The organism is Noviherbaspirillum autotrophicum, from assembly GCF_000818395.1.
Taxonomy (GTDB): Bacteria; Pseudomonadota; Gammaproteobacteria; order Burkholderiales; family Burkholderiaceae_D; genus Noviherbaspirillum; species Noviherbaspirillum autotrophicum.
This window is the reverse complement of record NZ_JWJG01000028.1, coordinates 2,842,178-2,868,235: the sequence shown is the minus strand read 5'-3', so window position 1 is coordinate 2,868,235 and position 26,058 is coordinate 2,842,178. Positions and strand designations below refer to the sequence as shown.

The 26,058-nt window shown below is 58.8% G+C and carries 27 protein-coding genes; 15 read left to right on the top strand and 12 right to left on the bottom strand.

Annotation, left to right across the window (positions count from 1 at the left end; translation table 11 throughout):
- Positions 1 to 3 precede the first annotated feature (3 nt).
- The 3 genes from TSA66_RS14465 to TSA66_RS14455 all read left to right on the top strand — a co-directional run bounded on the left by TSA66_RS14465 (position 4) and on the right by TSA66_RS14455 (position 2,269).
- Positions 4 to 612, top strand: a complete 609-nt coding sequence (locus TSA66_RS14465; protein ID WP_040040483.1) for an FHA domain-containing protein — start codon at positions 4 to 6, stop codon at positions 610 to 612.
- A 219-nt stretch (positions 613 to 831) separates the two neighbouring features.
- Positions 832 to 1,305: a pilin gene (locus tag TSA66_RS28015; protein WP_094299010.1), complete on the top strand. Its 474-nt coding sequence runs from the start codon at positions 832 to 834 to the stop codon at positions 1,303 to 1,305.
- A 202-nt stretch (positions 1,306 to 1,507) separates the two neighbouring features.
- Positions 1,508 to 2,269, top strand: a complete 762-nt coding sequence (locus TSA66_RS14455) for a hypothetical protein (RefSeq protein ID WP_040040482.1) — start codon at positions 1,508 to 1,510, stop codon at positions 2,267 to 2,269.
- Positions 2,270 to 2,392: 123 nt separating this feature from the next.
- Here TSA66_RS14455 and moaC read toward each other — a convergent pair whose 3' ends face one another.
- Positions 2,393 to 2,929, bottom strand: a complete 537-nt coding sequence (gene moaC / locus TSA66_RS14450) for a cyclic pyranopterin monophosphate synthase MoaC (RefSeq protein ID WP_052452336.1) — start codon at positions 2,927 to 2,929, stop codon at positions 2,393 to 2,395.
- A 101-nt stretch (positions 2,930 to 3,030) separates the two neighbouring features.
- Between moaC and TSA66_RS14445 the strand changes: the two genes are divergently transcribed.
- Positions 3,031 to 4,527, top strand: a complete 1,497-nt coding sequence (locus tag TSA66_RS14445; protein WP_040040481.1) for a beta-barrel assembly-enhancing protease — start codon at positions 3,031 to 3,033, stop codon at positions 4,525 to 4,527.
- Here the strand turns inward: TSA66_RS14445 and TSA66_RS14440 are convergent.
- From TSA66_RS14440 to TSA66_RS14420, 5 genes are all read right to left on the bottom strand, one after another.
- On the bottom strand, positions 4,524 to 5,138 hold the full coding sequence (locus TSA66_RS14440) for a DUF2946 family protein (RefSeq protein WP_040040480.1): 615 nt from the start codon (positions 5,136 to 5,138) through the stop codon (positions 4,524 to 4,526). The two genes, TSA66_RS14445 and TSA66_RS14440, sit on opposite strands and share 4 nt — an antisense overlap.
- 21 nt (positions 5,139 to 5,159) lie before the next feature.
- Complete coding sequence (locus TSA66_RS14435) at positions 5,160 to 6,110, bottom strand: YheT family hydrolase (RefSeq protein WP_040040479.1); 951 nt, start codon at positions 6,108 to 6,110, stop codon at positions 5,160 to 5,162.
- 105 nt (positions 6,111 to 6,215) lie between these two features.
- A complete protein-coding gene (locus TSA66_RS14430; RefSeq protein WP_040040478.1) occupies positions 6,216 to 6,647 on the bottom strand; it encodes a YybH family protein in 432 nt (143 codons plus the stop codon).
- A gap of 209 nt (positions 6,648 to 6,856) precedes the next feature.
- Entirely contained in the window at positions 6,857 to 7,057 is a 201-nt protein-coding gene (locus tag TSA66_RS14425; protein WP_040040477.1) for a zinc-finger domain-containing protein, read from the bottom strand.
- Between the two features lie 19 nt (positions 7,058 to 7,076).
- Entirely contained in the window at positions 7,077 to 7,997 is a 921-nt protein-coding gene (locus tag TSA66_RS14420) for a branched-chain amino acid transaminase (RefSeq protein WP_040040476.1), read from the bottom strand.
- A 180-nt stretch (positions 7,998 to 8,177) separates the two neighbouring features.
- On the opposite strand from TSA66_RS14420, the gene TSA66_RS14415 reads away from it, so the two are divergent.
- From TSA66_RS14415 to TSA66_RS14365, 11 genes are all read left to right on the top strand, one after another.
- Positions 8,178 to 8,921 carry an AzlC family ABC transporter permease gene (locus TSA66_RS14415; protein ID WP_040040475.1) on the top strand — a complete coding sequence of 248 codons (744 nt, stop codon included), beginning with the start codon at positions 8,178 to 8,180 and terminating at the stop codon, positions 8,919 to 8,921.
- The gene (locus tag TSA66_RS14410; RefSeq protein ID WP_040040474.1) at positions 8,918 to 9,244 is read left to right on the top strand and encodes an AzlD domain-containing protein; all 327 of its coding nucleotides are present in this window, start codon (positions 8,918 to 8,920) and stop codon (positions 9,242 to 9,244) included. Before TSA66_RS14415 ends, TSA66_RS14410 begins: the two co-directional genes overlap by 4 nt.
- Positions 9,245 to 9,319: 75 nt before the next feature.
- Positions 9,320 to 10,510, top strand: coding sequence for a phosphoglycerate kinase (locus TSA66_RS14405; protein WP_040040473.1), 1,191 nt, complete (start codon positions 9,320 to 9,322; stop codon positions 10,508 to 10,510).
- 62 nt (positions 10,511 to 10,572) lie between these two features.
- A complete protein-coding gene (gene pyk / locus TSA66_RS14400; RefSeq protein WP_040040472.1) occupies positions 10,573 to 12,006 on the top strand; it encodes a pyruvate kinase in 1,434 nt (477 codons plus the stop codon).
- A gap of 29 nt (positions 12,007 to 12,035) precedes the next feature.
- Entirely contained in the window at positions 12,036 to 13,100 is a 1,065-nt protein-coding gene (gene fba, locus TSA66_RS14395; RefSeq protein WP_040040471.1) for a class II fructose-bisphosphate aldolase, read from the top strand.
- Positions 13,101 to 13,181: 81 nt separating this feature from the next.
- The gene (locus tag TSA66_RS14390) at positions 13,182 to 14,078 is read left to right on the top strand and encodes a phosphoribosylaminoimidazolesuccinocarboxamide synthase (RefSeq protein ID WP_040040470.1); all 897 of its coding nucleotides are present in this window, start codon (positions 13,182 to 13,184) and stop codon (positions 14,076 to 14,078) included.
- A 1-nt stretch (position 14,079) separates the two neighbouring features.
- A complete protein-coding gene (gene purE / locus TSA66_RS14385) occupies positions 14,080 to 14,583 on the top strand; it encodes a 5-(carboxyamino)imidazole ribonucleotide mutase (protein WP_040040469.1) in 504 nt (167 codons plus the stop codon).
- Positions 14,580 to 15,773, top strand: a complete 1,194-nt coding sequence (locus tag TSA66_RS14380) for a 5-(carboxyamino)imidazole ribonucleotide synthase (protein WP_040040468.1) — start codon at positions 14,580 to 14,582, stop codon at positions 15,771 to 15,773. The genes purE and TSA66_RS14380 overlap by 4 nt, the downstream gene beginning before the upstream one ends.
- An 18-nt stretch (positions 15,774 to 15,791) precedes the next feature.
- Complete coding sequence (locus tag TSA66_RS14375) at positions 15,792 to 16,826, top strand: L-threonylcarbamoyladenylate synthase (RefSeq protein WP_040042605.1); 1,035 nt, start codon at positions 15,792 to 15,794, stop codon at positions 16,824 to 16,826.
- Positions 16,827 to 17,050: 224 nt separating this feature from the next.
- Positions 17,051 to 18,562: an alpha/beta hydrolase family protein gene (locus tag TSA66_RS14370; RefSeq protein ID WP_040040467.1), complete on the top strand. Its 1,512-nt coding sequence runs from the start codon at positions 17,051 to 17,053 to the stop codon at positions 18,560 to 18,562.
- A gap of 15 nt (positions 18,563 to 18,577) precedes the next feature.
- Positions 18,578 to 19,249 (top strand): OmpW/AlkL family protein, encoded by a 672-nt coding sequence (locus TSA66_RS14365; protein ID WP_052452334.1) that lies wholly within the window; start codon positions 18,578 to 18,580, stop codon positions 19,247 to 19,249.
- A 69-nt stretch (positions 19,250 to 19,318) separates the two neighbouring features.
- On the opposite strand, the gene TSA66_RS14360 is transcribed toward TSA66_RS14365, so the two are convergent.
- The 6 genes from TSA66_RS14360 to TSA66_RS27355 all read right to left on the bottom strand — a co-directional run bounded on the left by TSA66_RS14360 (position 19,319) and on the right by TSA66_RS27355 (position 25,806).
- On the bottom strand, positions 19,319 to 20,500 hold the full coding sequence (locus tag TSA66_RS14360; protein ID WP_040040466.1) for an acyl-CoA dehydrogenase: 1,182 nt from the start codon (positions 20,498 to 20,500) through the stop codon (positions 19,319 to 19,321).
- Positions 20,501 to 20,535: 35 nt separating this feature from the next.
- On the bottom strand, positions 20,536 to 21,327 hold the full coding sequence (locus TSA66_RS14355; RefSeq protein WP_040040465.1) for an ABC transporter ATP-binding protein: 792 nt from the start codon (positions 21,325 to 21,327) through the stop codon (positions 20,536 to 20,538).
- Positions 21,328 to 21,337: 10 nt separating this feature from the next.
- Positions 21,338 to 22,147 (bottom strand): ABC transporter permease, encoded by an 810-nt coding sequence (locus TSA66_RS14350; protein WP_408639484.1) that lies wholly within the window; start codon positions 22,145 to 22,147, stop codon positions 21,338 to 21,340.
- A gap of 22 nt (positions 22,148 to 22,169) precedes the next feature.
- Complete coding sequence (locus TSA66_RS14345) at positions 22,170 to 23,162, bottom strand: ABC transporter substrate-binding protein (protein ID WP_052452333.1); 993 nt, start codon at positions 23,160 to 23,162, stop codon at positions 22,170 to 22,172.
- Between the two features lie 402 nt (positions 23,163 to 23,564).
- On the bottom strand, positions 23,565 to 24,782 hold the full coding sequence (gene pncB, locus TSA66_RS14340; protein ID WP_040040462.1) for a nicotinate phosphoribosyltransferase: 1,218 nt from the start codon (positions 24,780 to 24,782) through the stop codon (positions 23,565 to 23,567).
- A 418-nt stretch (positions 24,783 to 25,200) separates the two neighbouring features.
- Entirely contained in the window at positions 25,201 to 25,806 is a 606-nt protein-coding gene (locus TSA66_RS27355) for a hypothetical protein (protein WP_198358812.1), read from the bottom strand.
- Positions 25,807 to 26,058: the final 252 nt, after the last annotated feature.

The window sequence follows — 26,058 nt, the reverse complement described above, 5'->3', positions numbered from 1 at the left end:
AAAATGGCGAAGATTATTCTTGCGAGGAATAACGAGGTTTTGCGGGAGGTCGCGCTGTCCAAAGAGCGGATTAGGATAGGGCGCAGCCCTCACAACGACCTCGTCATCGACAACCGAGCGGTCAGCGCCGAGCACGCCGTCATTGTCACTATTAACAATGACTCGTTTCTTGAAGATTTGAATAGCACCAACGGCACCCAAGTGAATGGCCAGCCGATTAAAAAGCACTTTTTGCAGGAAAATGACGTCATTGAGTTGGCGCAGTACCGGATCCAGTATTTTCCGGATACCGGTATCGATAATATGCCCGACCCCATAATTCAGAATATGCCCCAACCTTCCGGCAGAATTGAGGGACATGCGTCGATCAAAATTCTCAATGGCGCGAATGCGGGTAAGCAAACACTCTTGTCCAAATCGCTCACGACAATAGGGCGCCCCGGCGTACAAGTGGCTGTCATCATCCGGCGTTGCGAGGGGTATTACATTACTCATGTGGAAGGCGATATCCCGGCACGGGTAAATGATCATGCTATTGACGCAAGCACACAAGCACTTTTCCATGGCGACATTATTGATGTTGCTGGCATACAGACCCAATTTATCTTGTAGTAATGATGGTTTTTAGCCGAAAGCTGACAATTTTTGTTGATTGACGATTTCTGGCCTTTGGGAATCGTATTCAAGTGACGAATCTTGTCACTGTCGCCAAAAATAACTGCTTATTTGGCAACAATTAGCTGTCGATTTTAAATATTTCCAATTGGCATGATCATTGCAAGACATTCTGTATGGCAGATGGTCTGCCTAATTTCAAATGGGAGAATCAAGATGAAATCGATGAAAATGATTCAGCATACGCAGAGGGGTTTTACTCTGATTGAATTGATGATCGTGGTGGCAATTGTTGGTATTTTGGCAGCTGTTGCAATTCCTCAATATAGCAATTACACATCGCGCTCCTATGCGGCATCCACGATGGGTGAGGTCGCTGCGTATAAATCCGCAGTTAATGACTGTATAAGTGGGCAAGGTATTGCACCAGGAGTTGCTGTAACAAACTGTGCTAATGGTCAGAATGGTGTTCCGGCCTCTCAAACTACGGCTAACTTGGTAGGTGGTGTAACTGTCTCGGGTGCTGGCGTAATTACGACGACAAGTAAAGCAACTGCTTCTGGTACTGGCACTGCCCTGACCGTTACCGATACTCCTACTGTCGGTGCAGCAGTTATCACTTGGGCAAATACTGGAACGATTTGTGATGCAAATCGTGGTATGAAGCCTGGTCAAGGTGATTGCCCATAATGTGGTTGTTGCACTAAATTCAGTGTCTTGAGAGGTGCTGAATTCTGCTGAAAAATAGGGCATCCATTGGATGCCCTATTTTTATATTGAAGAAAGATGTGCGTGTTTGCTTGTTATTGCGGTTGACGACAGAAGTGATACTTAAATTGTCATACCCGTCGTTCCCATGCAGATAAATCCTAATTTGTTATAACGTTAAACAATGCAAAAGAGACTTCGTGCAAGCTTGGTGCACTTGCTGATTAGCCTTTTCCTTGTTTCGAGCGTATTGGCTTTTGTCTTGTTGATCTGTTACCCCAATCCTTATTACAAGATCATGGGGGTTCACAAACTGCTATTCATACTGGCATTGGTCGATATATGTCTTGGTCCACTCATAACGCTTGTTATATTCAATCCGGCTAAGAAGTGGCTGAAATACGAATTGATGTTGATCGGAATCCTTCAATTATCTGCATTGGCATACGGTACGACGACGATATTCGTCGGTCGCCCTGTTTATATTGTCTTTGATGAGAATGGTTTTACACTTGTCTCCGCATATCAGATTCCGGAAACAGCATTGAAAAAGATGCACGATCCGTCCTTGCCCATAACAGGGCCGAAACTTGTTGGAGCACGTATTCCTGAAGATAAGGAACTGCGAAGAAAATACATTGATGAAGTGATTGATGCTCACGTGGACTTGCCGCGAATGATGCAATACCATGTGCCTTATGAGTCCATGGTTAATGACGTCAAGTCTAAAATGCGGCCTCTTGGTTTGTTGCTCAAGCGTCTGCCACCTGAAAAATCGGTGGAAGCAAAAGCGATACTTGATGATGCTGTCGTCCGTAGCGGATTTCGCTATGATGAGCTTGCGGTTATTCCAATGGTGGAGCGAGATTCGAATTTGACAGTCCTTGTTCGACGTGATAACGCAAGCGTTGTGAGCGTATTGCCCATTGACCCGTTCGCGAACTAAACACTTTTCAATTAATGAGTACAAAAATATGCAAAAACTAGCTCATCAGTGTCAAATATGCGCGGTAACTTCCAACAGAAGAGCAGGCAGGAGTGTTGAAATGCTGGAGGGGCAGTCAAGCCGCTAGTCTGGGGATGACTCAATTTGTTCTGCAATCCAATCTCCGGATTTTCCACCGTATTTTTCCATGACTTTCACATTCATTATAACCATCCTCCGATCCACCGCCTTGCACATGTCGTAAATCGTCAGTAATCCAACCTGTACTGCCGTCAATGCTTCCATTTCCACTCCGGTTTTCCCATATGTTTCGACTTGTGCTGTGCAGGTAACGCTTGATATTGATGTATCAATATTAAAATTGACCACCACACGCGTCAGTGCGAGAGGATGACAAAGTGGTATCAAGTCACCGGTCCGCTTCGCGGCCATGATCGCCGCAATCCGTGCAATTCCGAGCACGTCCCCCTTTTTCGCTGTGCCCGACTGGATGATCGCAAGAGTTTCCGGCTTCATTCGGATCGTTCCGCAGGCGACAGCGATGCGATGCGTTTCGCTCTTTGTGCCGACGTCGACCATATGCGCTTGGCCCGCCTCGTCGAAGTGAGTGAGTTCGCCTTGTCCTTGTGGCGTGTTTTCATTTATTTTCTTCGTACTCATCAGTAACAAATTCCATGAAGTCTTGATCGATTCAAGGGTCCGGTTATCATAGCACCGTGAAATCGAAATCGCCCCTATTCCGCCGTGATTCAGCAAAGCGCTTGATAGCTGCTGCCGTTCTTTCGGCTCTCGCCGTTGTTCAGGCCGCTGTTACGCCGTCGCTGGCTGCCGCCCAGAATCTGCCCAGCCTCGGCGACACCGATCGCGAAGAATTGTCGCCACTGATGGAGCGCAAGCTCGGCGAGCAGATCATGCGCGATATCCGGCGCGACCGCGACTATCTCGACGATGCGCCGCTGACTGAGTATCTGAACAATTTCGGCGCTACCTTGCTGGCAGCGCGGCCGGAGGCGCGCGGCGAGGCGGGATACGACTTTTTCTTCTTTGCAGTGCGCGACCCGATGCTCAATGCGTTTGCGCTTCCGGGCGGCTTCGTCGGTGTGCATTCGGCGCTGATCCTGGCAGCGCAGAACGAATCGGAATTGGCGTCGGTGATGGCGCACGAAATCGGGCACGTGGCGCAGCGCCACATCGCACGCATGCTGGGCCAGCAGCGCCAGGATTCGTTGATTCCACTGGCAGCGATGGTGCTGGCTGCATTGGCGGCGCGGTCAAGTTCGGATGCGGCAGGCGCCTTGCTCATGGGCGGGCAGGGCGCCGCCGTGCAGCGGCAGCTCAACTTCAGCCGCGATGCCGAACGCGAGGCGGACCGGGTCGGACTGCAGATCCTGAAGGATGCCGGCTACGACACGACCGGCATGATTTCGTTCTTCAATCGCATGCAGGCGGCAACCCGGTCCTATACGGATGCGGCACCGGTTTATTTGCGGTCGCACCCGCTGACGACCGAGCGGATTGCCGACATTCAGGCGCGCACGCGCGACCAGCGCTACAAGCAGCGCGCGGACAGCCTCGATTTTCACCTGATTCGTGCACGCGTGCGACTGATGCAGGATCCGACGCAAATGGGGCTGCGGGAAGCGGCTACCGCGTTTGAAAACCAGCTGGAGCAAAAGTCGCGCGTCCAGACTGCGGCAGCGAAGTACGGGCTGGCGCTGATCGCGCTCAAGGAGGGTTCTCCGGCCAAGGCGCAGGGGTTGCTGCAGGAAGCATATGCAGCGGCGCAAGGCGCATCGCCACCGATTCAGGATGCGGTGCTGGCGAGTCTGGGCATCGACATCAAGCTGGCAGCCGGACATGCGGCCGAAGCGTTGAAGGAGGCAGAGGCGGCGCGTGCAAAGTTCCCGGTTTCGCGTGGCATCGCGAGGCAATATGCGGAGAGCTTGCTGGCGGTGGGACGCAATGACGATGCGGTGGCCTATTTGCGCGATCAGGTACGGCTGTACCGCCAAGAGCCGCAGCTGCAGGATTTGCTCGCCAAGGCTTATGCCGTACAAGGCAAGCAGGCGTTACAGCATCTGGCGCTGGCGGAATCCTATGCCTTGAACGGCAGCCTGCCGGCGGCGCTCGATCAGCTGGGCATCGCCCGACGCTCGCCGGACGCGTCGTTTTATGATCAGGCGGTAATCGATGCGCGCGAGCGCGAGCTCAAGTCGCGCTGGCAGGATGAGCTGAAGGAAACGCAGAAAAACCGTTAAGCGTTTACCCGGTCGGCATCGGCGTGCGGCTCGGCGACGAAGCCGAACTGATCCGCGATTTTCTCGCGCACGATATGCTGCACTTCAATCCGGCGTCCGGCGTGTTCCAAGCTCAAGGTTGCATTGCCGCCCGGCTGGCTGAGCCAGCCGATCAGCCGCTCGTCGCCGGCTTCTTCGTTGCCGAAGTAGAGCTGTGACAGGCATTGCGCCATGTCGCGATCGTCGACCAGCGCGATTTTTTCTCCATCCTTCAGCAGCAGTTGACCGGCATCGGTCATCCACGCACCGTCGATTCCGGCCAGCGGCTCGCCGGTATGCAGCACAAAGCCTTGCACAGGATCAGTGTGTGCCACATAGGGAGCCACTTCGAGCGTGACGTACACCCGTTGCGGTCCGTTCTGGAAATACCAGCAGCCTTTTTCATCGCGGGTGTAATTGCGGTTGATGAACGACAGCAGCGCCGGATTGCTGATCTTGTCGCCGGCAAGCTTCAATGCTTGGGCGCGTTCGTCGCGCATGCGCCAGCCGCCGCGTGCGTCCAGCGCGAGCCAGCCGTAGCAGTGCGGCACATTGGGCCACTTGGCCATCGCTTGTTTGACTATGTCATCCATGAGAACAGTATCGCCTGAACGTTAATTCGCTTCCAGGAAGCCGAGTATGCGCTGGGGCAGCCAGTCGATCTTCCCGGGCGGGCCGCCGACGGCAAAGCCGACATGGCCGCCTTGCGCGGGGTAATCGAGCGTGACATGGCGCGATGCGGTTGCCGGCAAGTGGTGGGGCGGCAGGAAGGGGTCGTTCCTGGCGTTGAGTACCAGCGTGCGCACGGTGATATCGTTGAGCACGTGCTTGGCGCTGGCGCGGTGCCAGTAATCATCGGTATTGCGATAACCGTGCAGGGGCGCGGTGACGATATTGTCGAACTCGTACAGGGTACGCGAGCGCAGCATGGTGTCGCAGTCAAACAGTCCGGGAAACTGCTTGAGCTTTTGCAGGCATTTCGGCTTCAGCGTTTGCAAAAACACCCGCGTATAGATCATGTTCAGCCCGCGCGACAAGGCCGCGCCGCCACCGGCCAAGTCCAGCGGCGCGGATATCGCGCATGCGGCGTCGACGATGTCCGCCTCGTGCTGCGATTCGCCGAGCCAGCGCAGCAGCGCGTTGCCGCCGAGCGAAACGCCGGCCGCATAAAACTTCGAGGCAGTGTTCTTTTTCCCCTGAGCGACCAGGCGCCGGATGACCCAGTCGACTTCCTGCGCATCTCCCGAATGATAGAAGCGCGGCGCCTGGTTCATCTCGCCGGAACAGCCACGAAAATGCGGCACCGCGCCCGACCAGCCGAGCGACGCGAGATGCGCCATCAAGGCGCGCGCGTAGTGGCTGTCGGACGAGCCTTCCAGCCCGTGGAACAGCACGATGAAAGGCCGCCCCGGCTTGCCATCGACGAAATCGACATCGATGAAATCGCCATCAGGCGTGGCCCAGCGTTCACGGCGGTAGGCAACTTTCGGCTTGGCGATGCAGGTCGCCGGATAAATGGTCTGCAGGTGCCCGCCGGGGAGCCATGGAGGTGCTGGGTAGTTCATGAATCTATCTTCTTATGCAGCCTCGGGATGCTGATTGAGTGAACTCAAAATCGACCGATGAAACATTGCCGCGAATCGAGGCAGCAGTCAGGAATGCAACGGCAATCAATGCAGGAGTGTCGCGACCGATGTTTCCGGCGGCGCCTCTCCCGGGACCACCGAGGCGTGATGCGTGACGATGCGCCAGCCTGCAGCCGTTTTCATGTAGACATTGGTGGCAAGAATATGAATGTCTTGCTGACGCGATACCTTGCGGTGCACTTCCTCGATGATGTTGTGTATCGAGGTCATGACGTTCTGCGTGACATGCAGCTGTACCGGCCGGATTTGCACGCCGCCTTGTTCGAAAATCGACTCCCATGCGGCGCGAATCGCCGCGTGGCCCACCAGCCGCGGCGCGCCGGGATGGATGCAGACGATCTCTTCCTCGTCCGCCCACAAAGCCATTACGCCCTCGACATCGGCGCGGCTGATGGCATCATAGAAGGCCGCCTCGGTCTCTTCGGGTGTTTCCAGTATTTTGCTTAGTTTGGGCATGGTGTGTCGAATCTCCTTTCCATGCAGAACAGTCACAGACCGACCTGTTGGTGGCCTGCCCTGGCAAGAATGGAACAGTATAGTGCAATGCACCTGGCGCAGCGGGGAGATGGCGTCGTCGAGCCGCTGCAAAGAGCGGGTTCGACGACGTTGCCGAAATGGATGGCCGGCGCTGGCAAGTCGCTCAGGCCGGCTTGCGGCCTATGCGTTCAATGGCCTTTGACTACGGTGCCGGGCTTGAGGCGATAGATCGTGCCGCAGTACGGGCACTTGCCCTCGCCATCGTGGCCGAGGTCGAGATAGACGCGCGGATGCGACGACCAGATCGGCATGGCCGGGTTGGGGCAGAACGCTGGCAAGTCCTTGCCGTCCAGTTCGACGTAGCTCATCGTTTGTTTTGCTTGGGTCATGATGTCTTTGTGAGGGTGATTAAACCAGGGTGAGCCAGTGTTCATACTGCGGCGCCTTGCCGGCAACCACGTCAAAGAACAGCGTCTGCAGTTTTTCCGTGATCGGACCGCGCTTGCCTTCGCCGATGACGCGGTTGTCCAGTTCGCGAATCGGCGTGATCTCGGCAGCGGTGCCGGTAAAGAATGCTTCGTCGCAGCAGTACATTTCGTCGCGTGTAATGCGCTTTTCGATCACGGCGATGCCGAGGTCGCGCGCCATGGTCAGTACCGCGTCGCGCGTGATGCCGTCCAGGCAGGAAGCCAGATCGGGCGTGTAGATCTTGCCGTTCTTGACGACAAAGACGTTTTCGCCGGAGCCTTCGGAGACATAGCCGTCGGTGTCGAGCAGCAGCGCTTCGTCGTAGCCGTCGGCGGTCGCTTCCTGATTTGCGAGGATCGAATTGATGTAGTAGCCGCATGCCTTGGCGCGCACCAGCGACACATTCACATGATGGCGCGTGAATGACGAAGTCTTGACGCGAATACCCTTGGCCAGGCCATCTTCGCCGAGATACGCGCCCCACGGCCAGGCGGCGATGGCGACGTGGATCGTGTTGCCCTTGGCGGATACGCCGAGCTTTTCAGAACCGATCCAGACCAGCGGGCGGATGTAGCACGATTCCAGCTTGTTTTCGCGCACGACCTGGCGCTGCGCTTGCATCACCGTTTCCATGTCGAACGGGATTTGCATCTGGAATATCTTGGCCGAATTGAACAGGCGCTGCGTGTGTTCCTTCAGGCGGAAAATCGCGGTTCCCTTCGGCGTCTTGTAAGCACGCACGCCTTCGAACACGCCCATGCCGTAATGCAGCGTGTGGGTGAGCACGTGGACCTTGGCATCACGCCAATCGATGAGTTCGCCGTCTTTCCAGATTTTTCCGTCGCGGTCGGCCATGGACATGTTGAGCTCTCCAAAAATTGTCGCAAAGCCTCGATTTTAACCCACTCCAACAAGGGAGAAAATTGATCGGTAGAATATCGGGTTCACATTTTCATGGGCGTTCCACGCACAGCGCCCTTTCTTTCCGATCTGTCACTTTCCCGTCGCCGACATTCGTCGCATCCATCATTTTGTGAACACATGAGCAATACAGATTCCAAGGCGCTGGACCGCGCTGCCGTCGATCCGGAAAAGCGTGCGTTCAGCGAAGGATTGAAGGCCTGCGCGCCGACCATGCCCGGTATTTTTGCATGGGGCATGGTTACCGGCATGGCGATGATGAAATCGGGGCTGACCCTGTGGCAGGCGCTGGGCATGACCTTTCTGGTGTTCGCCGGCTCGGCGCAACTGGCGGCTGTGCCGCTGATGGCGGCCAACGTGCCGATCTGGATGGTGTTTTTGACGGCGCTGGTGGTGAACCTGCGCTTTGTCATTTTTGCCGCAGCGGTCGGCCCGCATTTCGCGCACCTGCCATGGTACAAGCGGCTCTGGTTCGGCTACTTCAATGCCGATATCACGATGGGCCTGTTCCCGCAGCGCTTCCCGGCCGAGACGATTTTCCGCGGCGAAGGCAAGGTCGGCTTTTTCAGTGGTATCGGCTATCCAAACTGGTGTGCCTGGCAGGCAGGTTCGGTTGCCGGCATCCTGCTCGCCAGCCAGATTCCGCAGAACTGGGGAATCGGTTTTGCCGGCACGCTCGCCTTGCTGGCCGTGATGATACCGCTCGTCATCAATCGTGCCGCGCTAGTTGGGGTGATCGTCGCAAGCATGGTCGCCGTCGCCGCTGCCGGATTGCCGTACCGATTGGGGCTGCTGCTTGCCGTAATCCTCGGCATGGCGGCGGCCATGATCGTCGATACCTTTCTCGACAAGGAAAAAACATGAATGCGGCTGATACCTGGCTTGCCATCCTGTGGCTGACGCTGGCGACAATCCTGACGCGTTGTTCATTCTTTTTATTAGGGCGGCATGCGGTGCGGCTGCCGCCGAAGCTGCAGCATGCGTTGCGCTATGCGCCGGCTGCCGCACTGGCGGCAATTGTTGCGCCTGACTTGCTGCTGGCGAACGGCGAGCTTGCCATGTCCTGGAGCAATCCGAAACTGATGGCGGGGCTTGGCGCGGTTTTGGTGTTTTTGACAACACGGCATCTGCTTGGAACGATCATCGCAGGCATGCTCTTGTTCACTTTGCTACGTATCACCTTGTAATCAGAAAACGGTTTTTCAGGGGTGTGTGCTGCGGTAAAATAGCCGTTTTTCCATTCTTATAATTGTCAGGCAGCCATGCAATTCAACCGCTTGAGCGACCTCATCGCACGCAGTCAACTCCAGGGCAAACGCGTATTCATTCGCGCCGATCTCAATGTGCCGCAAGACGACGCCGGCAACATCACCGAAGACACCCGCATCCGTGCCTCCGTGCCGGCGATCCAGCAGGCGCTGCAGGCCGGCGCCGCAGTGATGGTGACGTCGCATCTCGGCCGTCCGACCGAAGGCGAATTCAAGCCGGAAGACTCGCTGGCGCCGATCGCCAAGCGCCTGTCCGAATTGCTCGGCCAGCCGGTCGAACTGAAGCAGAACTGGGTCGATGGCGTCGACGTGAAGCCGGGCCAGGTCGTGTTGCTGGAAAACTGCCGTGTCAACAAGGGCGAGAAAAAGAACAGTGACGAGCTCGCCCAGAAGATGGCGAAGCTGTGCGACGTGTATGTGAACGACGCCTTCGGCACCGCGCACCGCGCCGAAGCGACCACCCACGGCTTGGCAAAATTTGCGCCGATCGCCTGCGCCGGCCCGCTGCTCGCGGCGGAACTCGATGCGCTGGGCAAGGCGCTGGGCGATCCCGCGCGTCCGCTGGCCGCCATCGTTGCCGGCTCCAAGGTGTCGACCAAGCTGACCATCCTGAAGTCGCTGGCCGAGAAGGTCGATAACCTGATCGTCGGCGGCGGCATCGCCAATACCTTCATGCTGGCAGCCGGCCTGAAGATTGGCAAGTCGCTCGCGGAAGCGGACCTCGTCAGCGAAGCGAAAGCCATCATCGATATGATGGCCAAGCGCGGCGCATCGGTGCCGATCCCGGTCGACGTGGTGTGTGCGAAAGAGTTTTCCGCCACTGCCGTTGCCACCGTCAAGGACGTGAAGGACGTGGCGGACGACGACATGATCCTCGACATCGGCCCGAAGACGGCGGCACAGCTGGCGCAGCAGATCGCGCAAGCCGGCACGGTCGTCTGGAACGGCCCGGTGGGCGTGTTTGAATTCGACCAGTTCGGCGAAGGCACCAAGACGCTGGCAATGGCAATCGCAAATTCCAAGGCGTTTTCGATTGCCGGCGGCGGCGATACGCTCGCAGCCATCGCCAAGTACCATATTGCTGACAAGGTCGGCTATATTTCGACCGGCGGCGGCGCTTTCCTGGAATTCCTGGAAGGGAAGACCTTGCCTGCGGTGGACATTCTGATGCAACGCGCACAGTAATGCCGGAGCGGCGACACGCAGGGAATGCGTGTCGCCGCATTGCTCCTCTAGGATTCTCGATCATGCAAAGAGCTACAAAAATCGTTTCCACCATTGGCCCCGCTTCCAGCGACCTGGATACGCTCACGCGCATGATTCAGGCGGGCGTCAATGTGGTGCGGTTGAATTTTTCGCACGGTAAGGCGCAAGACCATATCGACCGCGCCACACTCGTGCGCCAGGCTGCAGCCAAGTGCGGACGCGAAGTGGCGATCATGGCGGATTTGCAGGGACCGAAGATCCGCATCGGCAAGTTCGAAAACGGCAAGATCTTCCTCGAAAGCGGCAGCAAGTTCGTGCTCGATGCAGCATGTGAACTCGGCAACCAGGCGCAAGTCGGGCTCGACTACAAGGAATTGCCGCGCGACCTGAAGCCGCGTGACGTGCTGCTGCTCAATGACGGACTGATCGTGCTGGTAGTCGACCAGGTAGTGGGCAGCGCGATTCACACGACTGTGAAGATCGGCGGCGAACTGTCGAACAACAAGGGTATCAACCGCTTAGGTGGCGGCCTGTCGGCGCCGGCGCTCACGGCAAAGGACATGGAAGACATCAAGACGGCGATGAGCTTCCAGGCCGATTACGTGGCGGTGTCGTTCCCGAAGAACGCGTCCGACATGATCATGGCGCGTCAGCTAGCCAATATCGCTGGCGAGCAAACCGGGCACAAGCCGCAGATGATCGCGAAGATCGAGCGCGCAGAGGCGATTCCGGCATTGCAGGAAATCCTCGACGTTTCCGACGGCATCATGGTGGCGCGCGGCGACTTGGCGGTGGAAGTCGGCAATGCGGCGGTGCCGGCCTTGCAGAAGCGCATGATCAAGATGGCGCGTGCCTCCAACAAGCTGACGATCACCGCGACCCAGATGATGGAGTCGATGATCGTCAATGCAGTGCCGACCCGTGCCGAAGTGTCGGATGTCGCCAACGCGGTTCTCGATGGTACCGACGCGGTGATGACGTCGGCGGAAACCGCTTCCGGTAAATATCCGGTCGAAACGGTTGAAGCCATGGCGGCAATCTGCCTGGAAGCGGAAAAATCAGACGTGGTGAAGCTGGACGCGGATTTCCTCAACGCGACCTTTACCCGTATCGACCAGTCGATCGCATACGGCGCGTTATTCACTGCCCACCACTTGCGCGTCAAGGCGATCGTTGCGCTTACCGAGTCCGGCTCGACCGCGCTGTGGATGAGCCGCCACAACATCGATATCCCGATCTATGCGATCACGCCGATTCTCGCTACGCAACGCAAAGCGGCACTTTACCGCAACGTCTGCACAGTTGAGATGGAGCGTTCCACCGACCGCGAAGCTACGCTGAAAGCCGCGCAGGATTTGCTTCTGGCTAAAGGTGCGGTACATAAAGGTGACATGATTGTGATCACCTGGGGCGAGCCCATGGGTCAGATCGGTGGCACCAATGCCCTGAAGATCATGAAGGTCGGCGAGCACTAATTTCACATTTTTATTATTTGGAGAACACCATGCCTCTCGTATCCATGCGTCAATTGCTCGACCACGCCGCTGAAAACGGCTACGGTCTGCCTGCGTTCAACGTCAACAACCTGGAACAGGTCACTGCAATCATGCAGGCCGCCGACGAAGTCGGTGCCCCGGTCATCATGCAAGCGTCGGCAGGCGCCCGCAAATACGCCGGCGAAGCCTTCCTGCGCCACCTGATCGAAGCAGCTGTGGAAGCCTATCCGCACATTCCGGTCGTGATGCACCAGGACCACGGCCAGTCGCCGGCCGTCTGCATGGCTGCGATCAAGTCCGGTTTCACCTCGGTGATGATGGATGGCTCGCTGATGGAAGACGGCAAGTCGGTCGCCAGCTATGAGTACAACGTCGACGTGTCGCGTGAAGTCGTGAAGTTCTCGCACTCGATCGGCGTCACCGTGGAAGCGGAGCTGGGCGTACTCGGTTCGCTCGAAACCATGAAGGGCGACAAGGAAGACGGCCACGGCGCGGAAGGCACGATGACACGCGAACAACTGCTGACCGACGTGAACCAGGCGGCTGACTTCGTCAAGCTGACCCAGTGCGACGCGCTGGCAATCGCCATCGGCACCTCGCACGGCGCCTACAAATTCTCGCGCAAGCCAACCGGCGACATCCTCGCGATCGAGCGCATCAAGGAAATCCATGCGCGTATCCCGAACACCCACCTGGTGATGCACGGTTCGTCGTCCGTTCCGCAAGAACTGCTGGCCGAGATTCGCCAGTTCGGCGGCGACATGAAGGAAACCTATGGCGTGCCGGTCGAGGAAATCCAGGAAGGCATCAAGCACGGCGTGCGCAAGATCAATATCGACACCGATATTCGTTTGGCAATGACCGGCGCGATCCGTCGCTTCTTCGCCGAGAACCCGTCCAAGTTCGACCCGCGCGAATACCTCAAGCCTGCCCGCGAAGCGGCCAAGCAAATTTGCAAGTCGCGCTTCATCGCCTTCGGTTGCGAAGGCCAGGCAGCCAAGATCAAGCCGATTTCGTTGGAAAAGATGGCCGAAAAATACAAAAAAGGCGAACTCGCGCAGATCGTGCAGTAAAATTACGCGTTAGAAATAAGCATTAAACTAACCGGCGGCGTGTTCAACACACACCCGCCGGTTTAGCTTTCTGGGACCCCTATGAAAAGTCTTTACCAATCCACCATCAAATCGCTTCCGCTGCTCGGCCGCGGTAAAGTGCGCGACAACTACGCGGTCGGCGACGACAAGATCCTGATCGTCACCACCGACCGCCTGTCAGCCTTCGACGTCGTGATGAATGAACCGATTCCGGGCAAGGGCATGGTGCTGAACCAGATGTCCGATTTCTGGTTTGAAAAGCTGAAAGACATCGTGCCAAACCACCTGACCGGCGTCGCGCCGGAGAGCGTGGTGAGCGCGGATGAAGTGGATCAGGTCAAGGGCCGCGCCGTGGTCGCCAAGCGGCTGAAGCCGATCCTGGTGGAGGCGGTCGTGCGCGGCTATATCATCGGCTCCGGCTGGAAAGACTATCAGACGACCGGCGCGGTTTGCGGCATTGCCTTGCCTGCAGGCCTGCGTCAGGCCGACAAGCTCGCGACCCCGATTTTCACGCCGGCAGCCAAGGCCGACCTCGGCGAGCATGACGAGAACATCAGCTTCGCCGAAATGGAAAACCGCATCGGCAAGGAACTCGCCGCCAAGATGCGCGACATCAGCATCAAGCTGTACCAGACCGCCGCCGACTATGCGGCCACGCGCGGCATCATCATCGCGGACACCAAGTTCGAATTCGGCCTGGATGAAAACGGCACGCTGCACCTGATGGATGAAGTGCTTACTGCCGACTCGTCCCGCTTCTGGCCTGCTGACTCTTACGCGCCGGGCATGTCGCCGCCGTCGTTCGACAAGCAGTTCGTGCGCGACTATCTGGAAACCCTGAAAGACTGGAACAAGACTGCTCCCGCACCGGCGTTGCCGGCGGATGTTATCGAGAAGACCGGCGCCAAGTACCGCGAGGCGCTGCAGCGCCTGACCGGTGAAACCCTGAAGGATTGATATGAGCGACGCACAAGCAGGTACGCCCCTGGTAGGCGTCGTCATGGGTTCCTCCTCGGACTGGGAGGTGATGCAGCATGCGGTGGCGATGCTGAAGGATTTCGGCATTGCGCATGAAGCGCAGGTGATTTCCGCACATCGCATGCCGGACCAGATGTTCGCCTATGCGGAGTCGGCGCGCTCGCGCGGTCTGCGTGCGATCATCGCTGGTGCCGGCGGGGCGGCGCATTTGCCGGGAATGCTGGCGGCGAAGACCATCGTTCCGGTGCTCGGCGTTCCCGTTCCATCGAAATATCTGCGCGGCGAAGATTCGCTGTTGTCGATCGTGCAGATGCCCAAAGGGATTCCAGTATCGACTTTTGCGATCGGCGAGGCCGGCGCCGCCAATGCTGCACTGACCGCAATCGCGATTCTCGCGACGACTGATGATCAACTGGCTGCGCGTCTGCAGGAGTTCCGCTCCAGGCAGACGCAGGCGGCACTTGCAATGACATTGCCGGCATGAGCGACAAGTTTCACCCGTTTATTCCTTCCGCGACGCCGCCCAGCTGGCTTGGCGTAATGGGCGGTGGACAATTGGGCCGCATGTTCGTGCATGCTGCGCAAATGATGGGTTTCAAGGTGGCGGTGCTGGAGCCGGCACGCGATTGCCCGGCCGGACATGCGTCCGACCACCTGATTTGCGCTGATTATTCGGACGAGAAAGCGCTCGCGGAGCTCGCCGCACAATGTGTGGCGGTTACGACCGAATTCGAGAACGTCCCGGCGCAAAGCCTTGCGTTTCTGGCGGATCGCACCTTCGTTGCACCGTCATCCGCATGCGTTTCAATTGCACAGGACCGGATTGCGGAAAAGCGCTTTTTTATCGAGTGCGCAGCGAAATCCGGCGTACTCCCGGCCCCGCATCATATCGTGGCGAGCGACGCCGACATCGACGCAATACCCGATGCGCTGCTTCCGAGCATTCTGAAAACCGTCCGCCTCGGCTATGACGGCAAGGGGCAGGCGCGCGTCACGACGCGCGAAGAGGTCCGTGCTGCGTTCGGCAAAATGAACGGCGTGCTCTGCATCTTAGAAAAGATGCTGCCGCTGGCCTACGAGGTGTCGGTGCTTGCCGCGCGCGGTGCGGATGGCAATTCGGTGGTCTATCCGATTGCCGAAAACGTGCATCGCGACGGCATCCTGTTTACGACGACGGTGCCTGGCCCGAACGTGACCGCCGAATGCGCAGGCAAGGCGCAAGCAGCCGCGCTGGCGATCATCGAGCAGCTCGGCTACGTCGGGGTGCTGTGCATCGAATTCTTCGTGCTGCAGGACGGCTCTCTGGTTGTCAATGAAATGGCGCCGCGCCCGCACAACAGCGGTCACTACACGATCGATGCCTGCGTAACGAGCCAGTTTGCGCAACAGGCGCGTGCCATGGCGCGCTTGCCGCTGGGCGAAGTGCGCCAGCACTCGCCGGCAGTCATGCTCAATATCCTCGGAGATGTCTGGTTTGACGGCGACAGCGACGAGCCGCGCGAGCCGGCGTGGGACAAGGTGCTGGCATTGCCCGGTGCGAACCTGCATTTGTACGGCAAGGACGATCCGCGCCGCGGCCGCAAGATGGGGCATGTCACTTTCGTGGCGCCTACGCTGGAACAGGCGCAGGCCAGCCTGCAAGCTGCCTGCGCCATCCTGGGCATCGCCGCGTAATTTATGATGGACCACGGCATGCATGATGTTGTGCTGGACTTGGATGCGATCCGGGCCGCGGCCAGGAAGCTGGAGCAGGGCGAGTTGGTGGCGTTTCCCACCGAGACCGTGTATGGCCTTGGCGCCGACGCTGAAAACCCGGCTGCGGTAGCTAAAATCTACGCCGCCAAAGGACGTCCGCCGAAGCATCCGGTCATCGTCCATCTGGCGCCGCATGCCGATCTCGGCTATTGGGCTACCGGGATTCCACAGCAGGCATTGCAACTCATCGATGCGTTCTGGCCCGGCCCGCTGACGCTGATTCTGAAGCGTGCCGCCCATATTCCCGATGCGGTATCCGGAGGTCAGGATTCGATCGGGCTGCGCTGCCCTTCTCATCCTGTTGCGCAAGCGCTGCTGCGCGAATTCAAGCAGGGCAGGGGCGGCGTCGCGGCGCCATCAGCCAACAAGTTCGGGCATGTGAGCCCGACCACGGCCCAGCATGTGCGCGACGAGTTCGGCGCCGGTGCGGACAGTGCCGTAACCTGCGTGCTGGACGGCGGGCAGAGCGAGGTGGGCATCGAATCGACCATTCTCGATTTGTCGCGCATGGCGACGCATGGACCGGTGCTACTGCGCCCTGGCCACATCAGCGCGGCGCGCATTGCCCAAGTCATCGGAATCGAGCCCCGCCTGCCGGATACGGCTGCGCCACGCGCGTCGGGCACGCTCGATGCGCACTATGCGCCCAGCACGCCGGTGGCACTGGTGGATGCGGCGCAGTTGCACGAGATCGTGGCGCAATTGCATGGAAGCGGACGGCGCATCGCATTACTTCGCCGCACCGCGTTGCCGGAGGGGCGATGCCTTGCACAATGCGAGCTTCCCATCGCACCGGCCGGCTATGCCCATGACTTGTACGCCGCCTTGCGCGCCATGGATGGAGCGAACGCCGACATCATTCTGATCGAGGCGCCTCCGGGCGGCAGCGAATGGCAAGGCGTGAACGATCGCCTGCGCCGCGCTGCGCACGACTCGCGAGGTGTGCTGGCACGTCTTCTTGGCGCTGGCTGAGAACATTTCTCCGTAGCGGCCCTCTCTGGCTGCTGTCTTCCGCAGCATTCCACATTACGAATTGCAGTCTTACCAGCCTCAGATTTAGAGTCATGTCTCTAAATCTGAGGGCGAATTTCCCCCTTTTCTGACTATGCAAGTTACCGGCTTCCGGGGATACTATTTCCTCAAGGAATGGCACGACCGTTCTTTTTTGTTTCATAAAACGCACATGAGGAGACAACATGCGTCAATTCAAATTCGCAGCGGCGACGCTTGCGGCAGCCGTTTTGGCTGCCTGCGGTGGTGGCAGCAGCGGCCCGGCCGTCGATACCACTCTTGCGCGCGGTTCATTGGTTGCCAATCCGCCCAATCTTGTGCCGATTCCACAGGCAGACGGAACGGCGGTTACGAAGCTGGAGCCAACGGTGTTTGCGCAAATGCTGGAAGCAGCGACCCCAGGCATCACGCAGATTACCGGGACGCCGAAGTGTTCAATCACCACCTATTACATGAAATACGGCACAGTCGGCGGCGCGGGGGAAACTACCGATGCCACCGGCGCGATCATGGTGCCGTCGGGTACCGATTCCGCCTGTGCCGGCACGCGTCCGGTTGTGCTCTACGCACATGGAACGAGTTACGACAAGTCCTATAACATGGCCAACCTGCGGGACAACCATGAAGCGGCGCTGGTAGCCGCCATGTATGCGGCCCAAGGCTTCATCGTGGTGGCACCGAATTACGCCGGTTATGACGTCTCGAAGCTGAGCTATCACCCCTATCTGAACGCCGAGCAGTCAGCCAACGACATGATCGATGCGCTGCGCGCGGCCCGCAAGGCATTCGCCGGCATCAATGCGCAGGATTCCGGCAAGTTGTTCGTTACCGGCTATTCGCAAGGCGGACATGTGGCGATGGCAACTCAGCGCGCGATGCAGACCTCCTATGCGTCTGAATTCAAGGTGACTGCCCTAGCCGGCCAGTCCGGACCGTATGCCATGTCCTTGCTGGGAGACGTGATTGTTGGGAGCGGCAAGCCTAATCTAGGGGCCACGATCTTCTTCCCGATGATCAGCACCAGCTGGCAGAAGTCCTATGGCGGCCTGTATGCGAGTCCCAATGAAATGTACGAGGATAAGTATGCCACTGGCATCGAGTCGCTGCTGCCAAGCCTGACGCCGGACACGATTTTCAGCTCCGGCAAGCTGCCACAACTGGCCTTGTTTGCCGTCGATTCGATGCCGCAAGCGCCGATCATCCCCGGCACCTTCGGTGCCGGCAACCTGATGAAGACCAGCTTCCGCAATGCCTATCTCGCTGATCTGTCTGCGCACCCATGCGACGTCAATCCGGCCGATCCGCTGAATTGCGCGCCAGTAAACGCGTTCCGCAAGGCCGGTGTCAAGAACGACCTGCGCAACTATGTGCCGAACGTGCCTGTACTCCTGTGCGGTGGCAATGGTGATCCGACTGTGTTCTGGGCGAATGCGCAAGCTACAGCTGGCTATTTCGGTGCCAAGGGCATGACGGCTCCCGTGCTACAGGTGCTCGACGTTGACTCCGCAATAGGCGCGGGCGATCCGTACGCTACCGTCAAAGGTGGTTTCGCTCAACTTAAGGCGAAAACTGCGGCTGACGCAGGCGGCGGCGCTGCCGGCATGGCGGCAGTGACGTCCGCCTATCACGCCATCCTTGTTCCGCCGTTCTGCAACGCGGCTGCTCGCGGCTTCTTCCAATCCATGCTGGCCAACTAACCGGGAGATCGAACCATGAAATTCACTCAGTTCACCGCTTGCGCCATGCTCGGTCTCGCCTCTGTTTCCGCATATAGCCAACAGAATACGGTGCGTGCAGGGCTCATCGATCTCACGATTCATTCCGAGGCGCCCAATTTGACCACCAACGGGCCTGCCTTCCTGACACCGCAGCCAGCAGGTCTGACTGTCGAGAATGCGACAACCCTGCTCCTCGGTTACACGCGTAAGCTCAATGAGCATCTCGACATCGATGTGGTGCTCGGTTTGCCGCCACGCCATGATGTCAAAGGTACCGGCACGCTCGCGCCGTTTGGTGTCATCGCGAAGGTTAAGCAGGCAGCGCCGACTGTCTTTTTGAACTATAACTTCGGGGCTCCGGAGAACAAGTTCAGGCCCTTCGTCGGTGTCGGTTTCAATTACACGCATTTCTTCGATGGCCAATCGACCAGCTCCGGCAATCTTGCCAGCGGCGGTCCGACGAAAATCGAGTTGTCCGATTCCTTCGGCCTGGCAGCGCAAGTCGGTGCGAGCTATAAGCTGACGGATCAATGGTCGCTGGTCGGTTCGGTTGCGACGGCAAAGGTAAAAAGCGATATGACTGCCACCACCGGGAGCATAGAGCGCAAAACGACTATCGATTTCCGACCTGTCGTTTATACGCTCGGCTTAGCCTATAGTTTTTAAGGAGGCGTGAAAATAAAAAAAGCCGGCAAAGCGATTTGCCGGCTTTTTTGTTTGGTACTGAAATGGGCGTCAGAACGCCGCGATTCCCGTCTGCGCCCGGCCGAGAATCAGCGCATGAACGTCGTGCGTGCCTTCATAGGTGTTCACCACTTCGAGATTGACCATGTGGCGAATCACGCCGAATTCGTCCGAGATGCCGTTCCCGCCCAGCATGTCGCGTGCCATGCGCGCCACGTCCAGCGCCTTGCCGCACGAGTTGCGCTTCATGATCGACGTGATTTCCACCGCCGCCGTGCCTTCGTCTTTCATGCGGCCCAAGCGCAGGCAGCCCTGCAGACCCAGCGTGATCTCGGTCTGCATGTCGGCCAGCTTCTTCTGGATCAGCTGATTGGCCGCCAGCGGCTTGCCGAATTGCTTGCGGTCCAGCACGTACTGGCGGGCACGATGCCAGCAATCTTCGGCCGCCCCCAGCGCCCCCCAGGCAATGCCATAGCGCGCCGAGTTCAGGCAGGTGAACGGTCCCTTCAAGCCGCGCACGTCGGAGAAGGCATTTTCTTCAGGACAAAACACCTCATCCATCACGATCTCACCAGTGATCGAGGCGCGCAAGCCGACCTTGCCGTGGATGGCCGGAGCGGACAAGCCTTTCCAGCCCTTTTCCAGCACGAAGCCGCGGATCGCGCCTTCGTCATCCTTGGCCCACACCACGAACACGTCGGCGATCGGGCTGTTGGTGATCCACATTTTCGCACCGGTGATCTTGTAACCGCCCTCGACCTTGCGGGCGCGCGTAATCATCGAACCCGGATCCGAACCGTGGTTCGGCTCGGTCAGTCCAAAACAGCCGATTAGCTTGCCACTGGCCAGGCCCGGCAGATATTTCTGCTTCTGCTCCTCGCTGCCGAATTCGTAGATCGGCACCATCACCAGCGACGACTGCACGCTCATCATCGAGCGGTAGCCGGAGTCGACGCGCTCGACTTCGCGCGCGATCAAGCCGTAGCTGACGTAGTTCAGGCCGGGGCCGCCGTACTGTTCCGGAATGGTGGGGCCGAGGAGACCGAGCTCGCCCATCTCGCGGAAGATGGCGGGATCGGTGCTCTCGTGACGGAAGGCTTCCAGCACGCGCGGGGCCAGCTTGTCCTGGCAATAGGCGTTGGCCGCGTCGCGCACCATGCGTTCGTCGTTGGTCAGCTGCTGGTCCAGCAGCAGCGGGTCGTCCCAGTGAAATGCGGCTTTAGTTTGTCCCATGTTTTTTCCTTGTTAGATGGATTGTCGGCGCCGCATCAGTCGGCGGTCGTTGCGAGCAGTTCTGCATTGTGATGACGCTGTTGCTCTTCCATGACGAGCTCGCCCAGCATGCGCTTGAGCCGGTTGAATTCCGGGTCGCTCGGATCGCGCGGGCGTGGCAGTGTGACGCGCACGTCCTGCTTGACGGTGCCGGGACGATAAGTCATCACGATCGTCCGGTCCGCGAGATAGATCGACTCTTCGATGCTGTGCGTGACGAAGATGATCGTGGTGCCGAAGGCTTCCCAGATTTTCAGCAGCTCGTCCTGCAAGTTGCGGCGGGTGAGGGCGTCGAGCGCGCCGAACGGTTCATCCATCAGCATGATCGGCGAATCCAGCGCCAGCACGCGAGCGATCGCCACGCGCTGGCGCATGCCGCCGGACAGATCCTTGGGATAACGGTCGCGAAATTCGCACAGGCCCAGCATATCCAGCAGCATGTCGACACGCTCCCTGATTGCCGCAGTCGAGCGGCCTGCGATTTCGAGGCCGAATGCAATGTTTTGCTCGATCGTCATCCAGGGGAAGAGCGCATATTCCTGAAACACCATGCCACGATCCGGCCCCGGCTCGGTGATGCGGCGGTTATCGACCAGGATCTCGCCCGAGCTGGGGTGCGAGAAACCGGCAATGGCGTTGAGCAGCGTCGATTTGCCGCAGCCCGAGGGGCCAAGCAGGCAGATGAACTCGCCGCTGTTGATGGTGAGGTTGATATCCTTGAGCGCGATGACTTCGCTGCCGTGGCTCGAGAACACCTTGTTGACGGCGTTGATATGAATGGTTTTCATGCTGTCCTCTTCAATGTTCGAGTCCGCGATGCCACTTGAGCAGATGATTGTTCAGCGCGTTCATGCCGAGATCGATGGCAAGCCCGAACAGACCAATGGTGAACATGCCTGCGATGATCTTGTCGGACCAGAAGTACTCGCGCGCTTCCAAGATGCGGAAGCCCAGCCCACTGTTGACGGCGATCATTTCCGCTACGATCACCACGATGAATGCCGTTCCCATGCCGATGCGCGCTCCGGCGAGGATATAGGGCGTCGCCGCCGGCAGGATCACGCGGCGAAACATCGTCATCTGTCCCGCACCAAGGTTGCGTGCGGCGCGCAGGTAGATGCCGTCCACGTGCCGTACGCCGGCAATCGTGTTCATCAGGATGGGGAAGAAGGAGCCGATGCTGATCAGAAAAAATGCCGGGGGATTGCCGAGGCCGAACCAGAGGATCGCCAGCGGGATATAGGCAATCGGGGGAATCGGCCGCAGGATCTGCACGAGCGGATCGAACAGCTTGTAGACCGACTTGTTTGTTCCCATCAGCAGGCCAAGCGGCAGAGCCAGCCCCGCGCCGATGAGAAAGCCGCCGATCACGCGCGATAGGCTGGCGTAGGCATCGCGCAACAGCTCGCCGGAAACCAGCCAGAGCAGATAACTCCCCTGCTCGGGCGAATAGGGTTCCAGTGGCGCCAGGTACTCCAGCAGCTTGCGCAGCACCGCCAGCGGCGAAGGCACGATCTGCGGGTTAACCCAGCCGAGCGTCGATACCCCCTGCCACAGGACCAGGGCAGCAAGCGGTACGATGGCGCCGTGAAGAATGCGTTTGATCATGTTCGCGTTCATGGCGGTCCCTTCAGTTGCTGCGTACCGACTTCTGCGCTGCTTCCAGCAGATCCAGCTTGACCCAGTCCTTTGCGACGGGCGGCGCCGCCATCCGGCCGATGTTGTACTTCACCATGTAATCGGTGGTCATCTGCACATGGTCGGTAGTGATGCTCTCGGTAAAACTCGCGTTGTTCATCGCATCCTGGTAGTCGTCCGAGGTCACCTGATTCTTGAACATCGATTCACGCACGTATTTTTCCGCCAGTTTGCCATCGGCGATGAACTGGCGCGTCGCCATCACGAAGCACTGCATGAAGCGTGCGGCCACGTCGCGTCGTTCTTTGTACATCTTCTCGGTCATCACCAGCGCGCGCACCGGCTCACCGAGCGGCGTGTCGTACGGCTTCATGATTTCGGCACCGTACTTCTTGTGCACCGACTGCGTCGCGTAGGGTTCCGACTGGCTCATCGCGTCGATTTCCTTGGCCATCAATGCCTGATTCAGGTCGGGATAACCCATGTAGACGATCTGAACATCCTTGCCAGGCTTGTCGGACCAGCTGAGCTTGGATTTCGCCAGCTCGGTAAAGAGCAGGATCTCCTGCGGGCCGCCGCGCGTGACGCCAACCTTCTTACCCTTGAGGTCCGCAATAGAATGGAGATTGAGGTCGGGGCGCCCGACAATACGCACGCCGCCCTTGGCGAAGCCGCCGACGAGATAAACCGGAACACCGCTGGCGCGTCCCGAAATCGCCGCTTCGAGCGCGCTCGCCGAGACATCGATTTCACCAGCAATGATCGCCGGCACGATGTCGAGTCCCTTGGCGAACACGCGTTCTTCGATCTTGAGGTTGCACTTCGGTGCGATCTCCTTCATGTAGGCGACCGCGCCGTAATGCGCGAACTTCAGGTTGCCGAGCCGGACGAGATCGGCTGCCTGCGCGGCGGCCGGCGCGATCGCCGCGGAAGCGAGTGCGAGTATGGGAAAGCTGAGGATTGCCCTGAGGCCCTTGAGTGTCATTGCATGTCTCCTGTATTGGCATTGTGATGAAGCCTTTGGCCGCTGGTCGCGTGCCAGAGTCCGCATCTTCTATTGCACGGTTCATGCCATGCAGCTCCAAAACAGGGGACTTGTATCTCTTTGATTTTTAACGTTTTTATTTCAACGCCTTTAGGCATGGCAGCCCGCGATTCCGGGCTTTCGCACAGGTGGCGCAAATCGTGTCCGAGATATCGCACACCGCCGCGGTGGACTGCCCCGGTGTGGTAGACACGTCCACGCCAAAGAGGCCAGAAGTGCCTACGCCACCCGGGGCAGTCCGCCTGGCTTGTCGACCAGCGGAGCGGTGATCTTCCTTGTGGAGTGCGAGGTAGAGCTGGATCTCACGAACGCGCGCAGGATACCGTTCTTTCGACGCCCCTCTTAGGCCGGCAGGTTGAAGACGCTCCGCAGATAGGCGAGGAACGTTGCATCGTCACAGATGGTCTTCCCGGGCGAGTCAGAAAGCTTGGCCACCGGTCGTCCGTTGCAGCGCACAAGCTTCATCACGATTTCGAGCGCAGGGAACTGCGGCCCGAAGTCGTGGGTAAGGTTGGTGCCAATGCCGAAACCGGTCTGCGCGCGCCGTGCGAAGTGGCGCCACAGCGCGATGGACTTCTCGATGTTGAGGCGGTCCGAGAACACCAGCCGCTTCGTGTGCGCATCGATGTGCAGCTTCGCGTAGTGCGCGAGCGCCTTCTCGCCCCACTCAACGGGGTCGCCCGAGTCGTGGCGCAGACCGTCGAACAGCTTCGCAAAATACAGATCGAAGTCGCGCAGGAAGGCATCCATGCCGACCACGTCGGTGAGCGCCACACCGAGATCGCCCCGATACGTCTGCACCCAAGCCTCAAGCGCTGCCTTTTGCGAATTCCGCAAGGGCACGTCGTGCACCGCCTGAAAAGTTTGCATGAATTCGTGCGCGACTGTGCCCATCGGCGTGAGCCCGTGCTTCATGGCGAGATAGGTGTTGCTCGTGCCCTTGAAAAATTGGGGCACTTCAACCTTGAGCATGGTGACCACCTCCTCGTGCCAGGCACGGCTGAATCGGCGACGCAGCCCGAAGTCGAAGAACGCGAAGGGATAGCCGTCGCGCTCGGCCGCCGCCTCGGACTCAAACTCCCGCAGCTGGGCAATCTTGTCGGCAAGGCGGCGGCGGCCCTCCGCAAGCGCCGCTTGTTGCGGCCACTCCCTGGCATGCAGCTCGCTGACAATGGCCAGCACGAAGATCTCAAAGAACATCACATGCACTTGCGGCCCGCGCGCCACAATCTCCAGCGCATCACCATTTACCTCAATGCGGATGAAACGACGCTGCAACCGGAAAATGGAGAGGAAGTCGACGAAGCTGCTCTTCATGTACCGCAGCGACCGCAGGTAGTCGAGTTCCTCGTCCTGAAAGGCGAGCCCGCACAAGTGGTCGAGCTCGCGCTCCACGGCGGCCTTGAGTGCTGAGAGCGGCATGGGAGGCGGTCGGCGGCACACAAAGCGGTACTCGGCCTCGTTGTCGTTGTAGGCACTGTTGAAGAGTGCCTGCCACATCGTGAACTTGTAGAGGTCGGTCTCCAGCAAGCTATGGATGATGGGGCTGTTGTCGGACATGGCGAGCCTCTCAATGAAGGGTTGCGAACTGTTCGGTCGGCACGACATTCCGTGGCCCGCCTCAAGTCCTGGGGGAGCCTTGCCGCACATAGGCATAGTTGGGTGAGCTCGTAAAAGGCCCTGGCGTGCGCGCCCGCCCGTGGGCAATCGACGGGTCGATGCGGCCGCGCCTCCTGCTGTCAATTGATGTCCATGGTATACGACATTCACGGTTGCTCTTTCACGGTTGCCATTCGCGGCTATCGAAGGGCATTGCGAAGCACAGCTCGACATCCCCGAGGAACGCATCCATGCCCGCCACGTCCGGGAACGCGATAATGTCTGCACCGTAGTGGCACCAGCTTGATGGTCTGAACGAGCACGCCTGCAGCCGTCGCTTGCGGTGCGCGGCCTACTCGCGCAGATGTTGCGAGCGGCCTCACACAGGTGGCCAAAAGATAAACAGGTCCGCTGTGTAATCGTCCTGCAGGCACACTTCGTCGCGGTAGCGGTAATCTTCCAGCCCGGGGCTGATGAGACCGGTGGACGCGAGGTACAGGTCGACATAGTGGGGCGAAAACCAGTCCCACAAGCCGTTTTCAAAGATCACGCCATACACTTCTTCGTGGGGGCGATGCTGCACGTCGAACACGATACCGCGCATGCCCTCTTCCGCGATGCTGCCGACATCGACGCTGGCCGTGACAATCATTCCCAGTGTCAGGTAGCCGTGATAACGTAATCCCGGCTCCCGCCTGGGCGCGTGCGGCGACGTCACGGTGGGGGGCTTGATGCGCGCCAGCGCCGCATCGAGTTGCTTCTGGCGCCCGGCCAGGTCGCGCTTGAGCTTGTTCAGGTTCGGCAAGCCCATCAGCATGTCATCGAAGCGGGCCGGCCGGTTCGGATCGCGCGCCATGTTGGAAATCCAGACCGCGGTCAACTCCCAGCGCGCGGCCAGCATCGTGTATTTCCAGCCTTTGTACTTGGCAAGGGCCTTGAATTGTTCCGGCGTCAGGCGGGCGATCTCAGGGGCGGCGACAGGCATTAAAAAATAAAGTGGAGTTTATATTTTTGCGACAGTCTAGCAGATTTCTTTTTGGACAATCTCCTGCATTTTCAATGAACTATGCGCCACTTCAAGCGTGCACGGCACACACAGTCATCATCCGCGTCACACCGGCCTTAATGCCGCTGCCGGCAAAGGTGCACCGGTGCACCTTGCATCGGGAAACCAACCTTCGATAGCGGGTATGCACACCGGGGCGCGGCAAGCTTTCTCGAGCAAGAAGGCATCCGA

What these genes read in the sequence shown, in the direction of transcription:
- TSA66_RS14465 (WP_040040483.1), top strand. Translation starts at nt 4, where the DNA reads ATGGCGAAGATTATTCTTGCGAGGAATAACGAGGTTTTGCGGGAGGTC.
- TSA66_RS28015 (WP_094299010.1), top strand. Translation starts at nt 832, where the DNA reads ATGAAATCGATGAAAATGATTCAGCATACGCAGAGGGGTTTTACTCTG.
- TSA66_RS14455 (WP_040040482.1), top strand. Translation starts at nt 1,508, where the DNA reads ATGCAAAAGAGACTTCGTGCAAGCTTGGTGCACTTGCTGATTAGCCTT.
- moaC (WP_052452336.1), bottom strand. Translation starts at nt 2,929, where the DNA reads ATGAGTACGAAGAAAATAAATGAAAACACGCCACAAGGACAAGGCGAA.
- TSA66_RS14440 (WP_040040480.1), bottom strand. Translation starts at nt 5,138, where the DNA reads ATGGATGACATAGTCAAACAAGCGATGGCCAAGTGGCCCAATGTGCCG.
- TSA66_RS14435 (WP_040040479.1), bottom strand. Translation starts at nt 6,110, where the DNA reads ATGAACTACCCAGCACCTCCATGGCTCCCCGGCGGGCACCTGCAGACC.
- TSA66_RS14430 (WP_040040478.1), bottom strand. Translation starts at nt 6,647, where the DNA reads ATGCCCAAACTAAGCAAAATACTGGAAACACCCGAAGAGACCGAGGCG.
- TSA66_RS14425 (WP_040040477.1), bottom strand. Translation starts at nt 7,057, where the DNA reads ATGACCCAAGCAAAACAAACGATGAGCTACGTCGAACTGGACGGCAAG.
- TSA66_RS14420 (WP_040040476.1), bottom strand. Translation starts at nt 7,997, where the DNA reads ATGTCCATGGCCGACCGCGACGGAAAAATCTGGAAAGACGGCGAACTC.
- TSA66_RS14415 (WP_040040475.1), top strand. Translation starts at nt 8,178, where the DNA reads ATGAGCAATACAGATTCCAAGGCGCTGGACCGCGCTGCCGTCGATCCG.
- TSA66_RS14410 (WP_040040474.1), top strand. Translation starts at nt 8,918, where the DNA reads ATGAATGCGGCTGATACCTGGCTTGCCATCCTGTGGCTGACGCTGGCG.
- TSA66_RS14405 (WP_040040473.1), top strand. Translation starts at nt 9,320, where the DNA reads ATGCAATTCAACCGCTTGAGCGACCTCATCGCACGCAGTCAACTCCAG.
- pyk (WP_040040472.1), top strand. Translation starts at nt 10,573, where the DNA reads ATGCAAAGAGCTACAAAAATCGTTTCCACCATTGGCCCCGCTTCCAGC.
- fba (WP_040040471.1), top strand. Translation starts at nt 12,036, where the DNA reads ATGCCTCTCGTATCCATGCGTCAATTGCTCGACCACGCCGCTGAAAAC.
- TSA66_RS14390 (WP_040040470.1), top strand. Translation starts at nt 13,182, where the DNA reads ATGAAAAGTCTTTACCAATCCACCATCAAATCGCTTCCGCTGCTCGGC.
- purE (WP_040040469.1), top strand. Translation starts at nt 14,080, where the DNA reads ATGAGCGACGCACAAGCAGGTACGCCCCTGGTAGGCGTCGTCATGGGT.
- TSA66_RS14380 (WP_040040468.1), top strand. Translation starts at nt 14,580, where the DNA reads ATGAGCGACAAGTTTCACCCGTTTATTCCTTCCGCGACGCCGCCCAGC.
- TSA66_RS14375 (WP_040042605.1), top strand. Translation starts at nt 15,792, where the DNA reads ATGCATGATGTTGTGCTGGACTTGGATGCGATCCGGGCCGCGGCCAGG.
- TSA66_RS14370 (WP_040040467.1), top strand. Translation starts at nt 17,051, where the DNA reads ATGCGTCAATTCAAATTCGCAGCGGCGACGCTTGCGGCAGCCGTTTTG.
- TSA66_RS14365 (WP_052452334.1), top strand. Translation starts at nt 18,578, where the DNA reads ATGAAATTCACTCAGTTCACCGCTTGCGCCATGCTCGGTCTCGCCTCT.
- TSA66_RS14360 (WP_040040466.1), bottom strand. Translation starts at nt 20,500, where the DNA reads ATGGGACAAACTAAAGCCGCATTTCACTGGGACGACCCGCTGCTGCTG.
- TSA66_RS14355 (WP_040040465.1), bottom strand. Translation starts at nt 21,327, where the DNA reads ATGAAAACCATTCATATCAACGCCGTCAACAAGGTGTTCTCGAGCCAC.
- TSA66_RS14350 (WP_408639484.1), bottom strand. Translation starts at nt 22,147, where the DNA reads ATGATCAAACGCATTCTTCACGGCGCCATCGTACCGCTTGCTGCCCTG.
- TSA66_RS14345 (WP_052452333.1), bottom strand. Translation starts at nt 23,162, where the DNA reads ATGACACTCAAGGGCCTCAGGGCAATCCTCAGCTTTCCCATACTCGCA.
- pncB (WP_040040462.1), bottom strand. Translation starts at nt 24,782, where the DNA reads ATGTCCGACAACAGCCCCATCATCCATAGCTTGCTGGAGACCGACCTC.
- TSA66_RS27355 (WP_198358812.1), bottom strand. Translation starts at nt 25,806, where the DNA reads ATGCCTGTCGCCGCCCCTGAGATCGCCCGCCTGACGCCGGAACAATTC.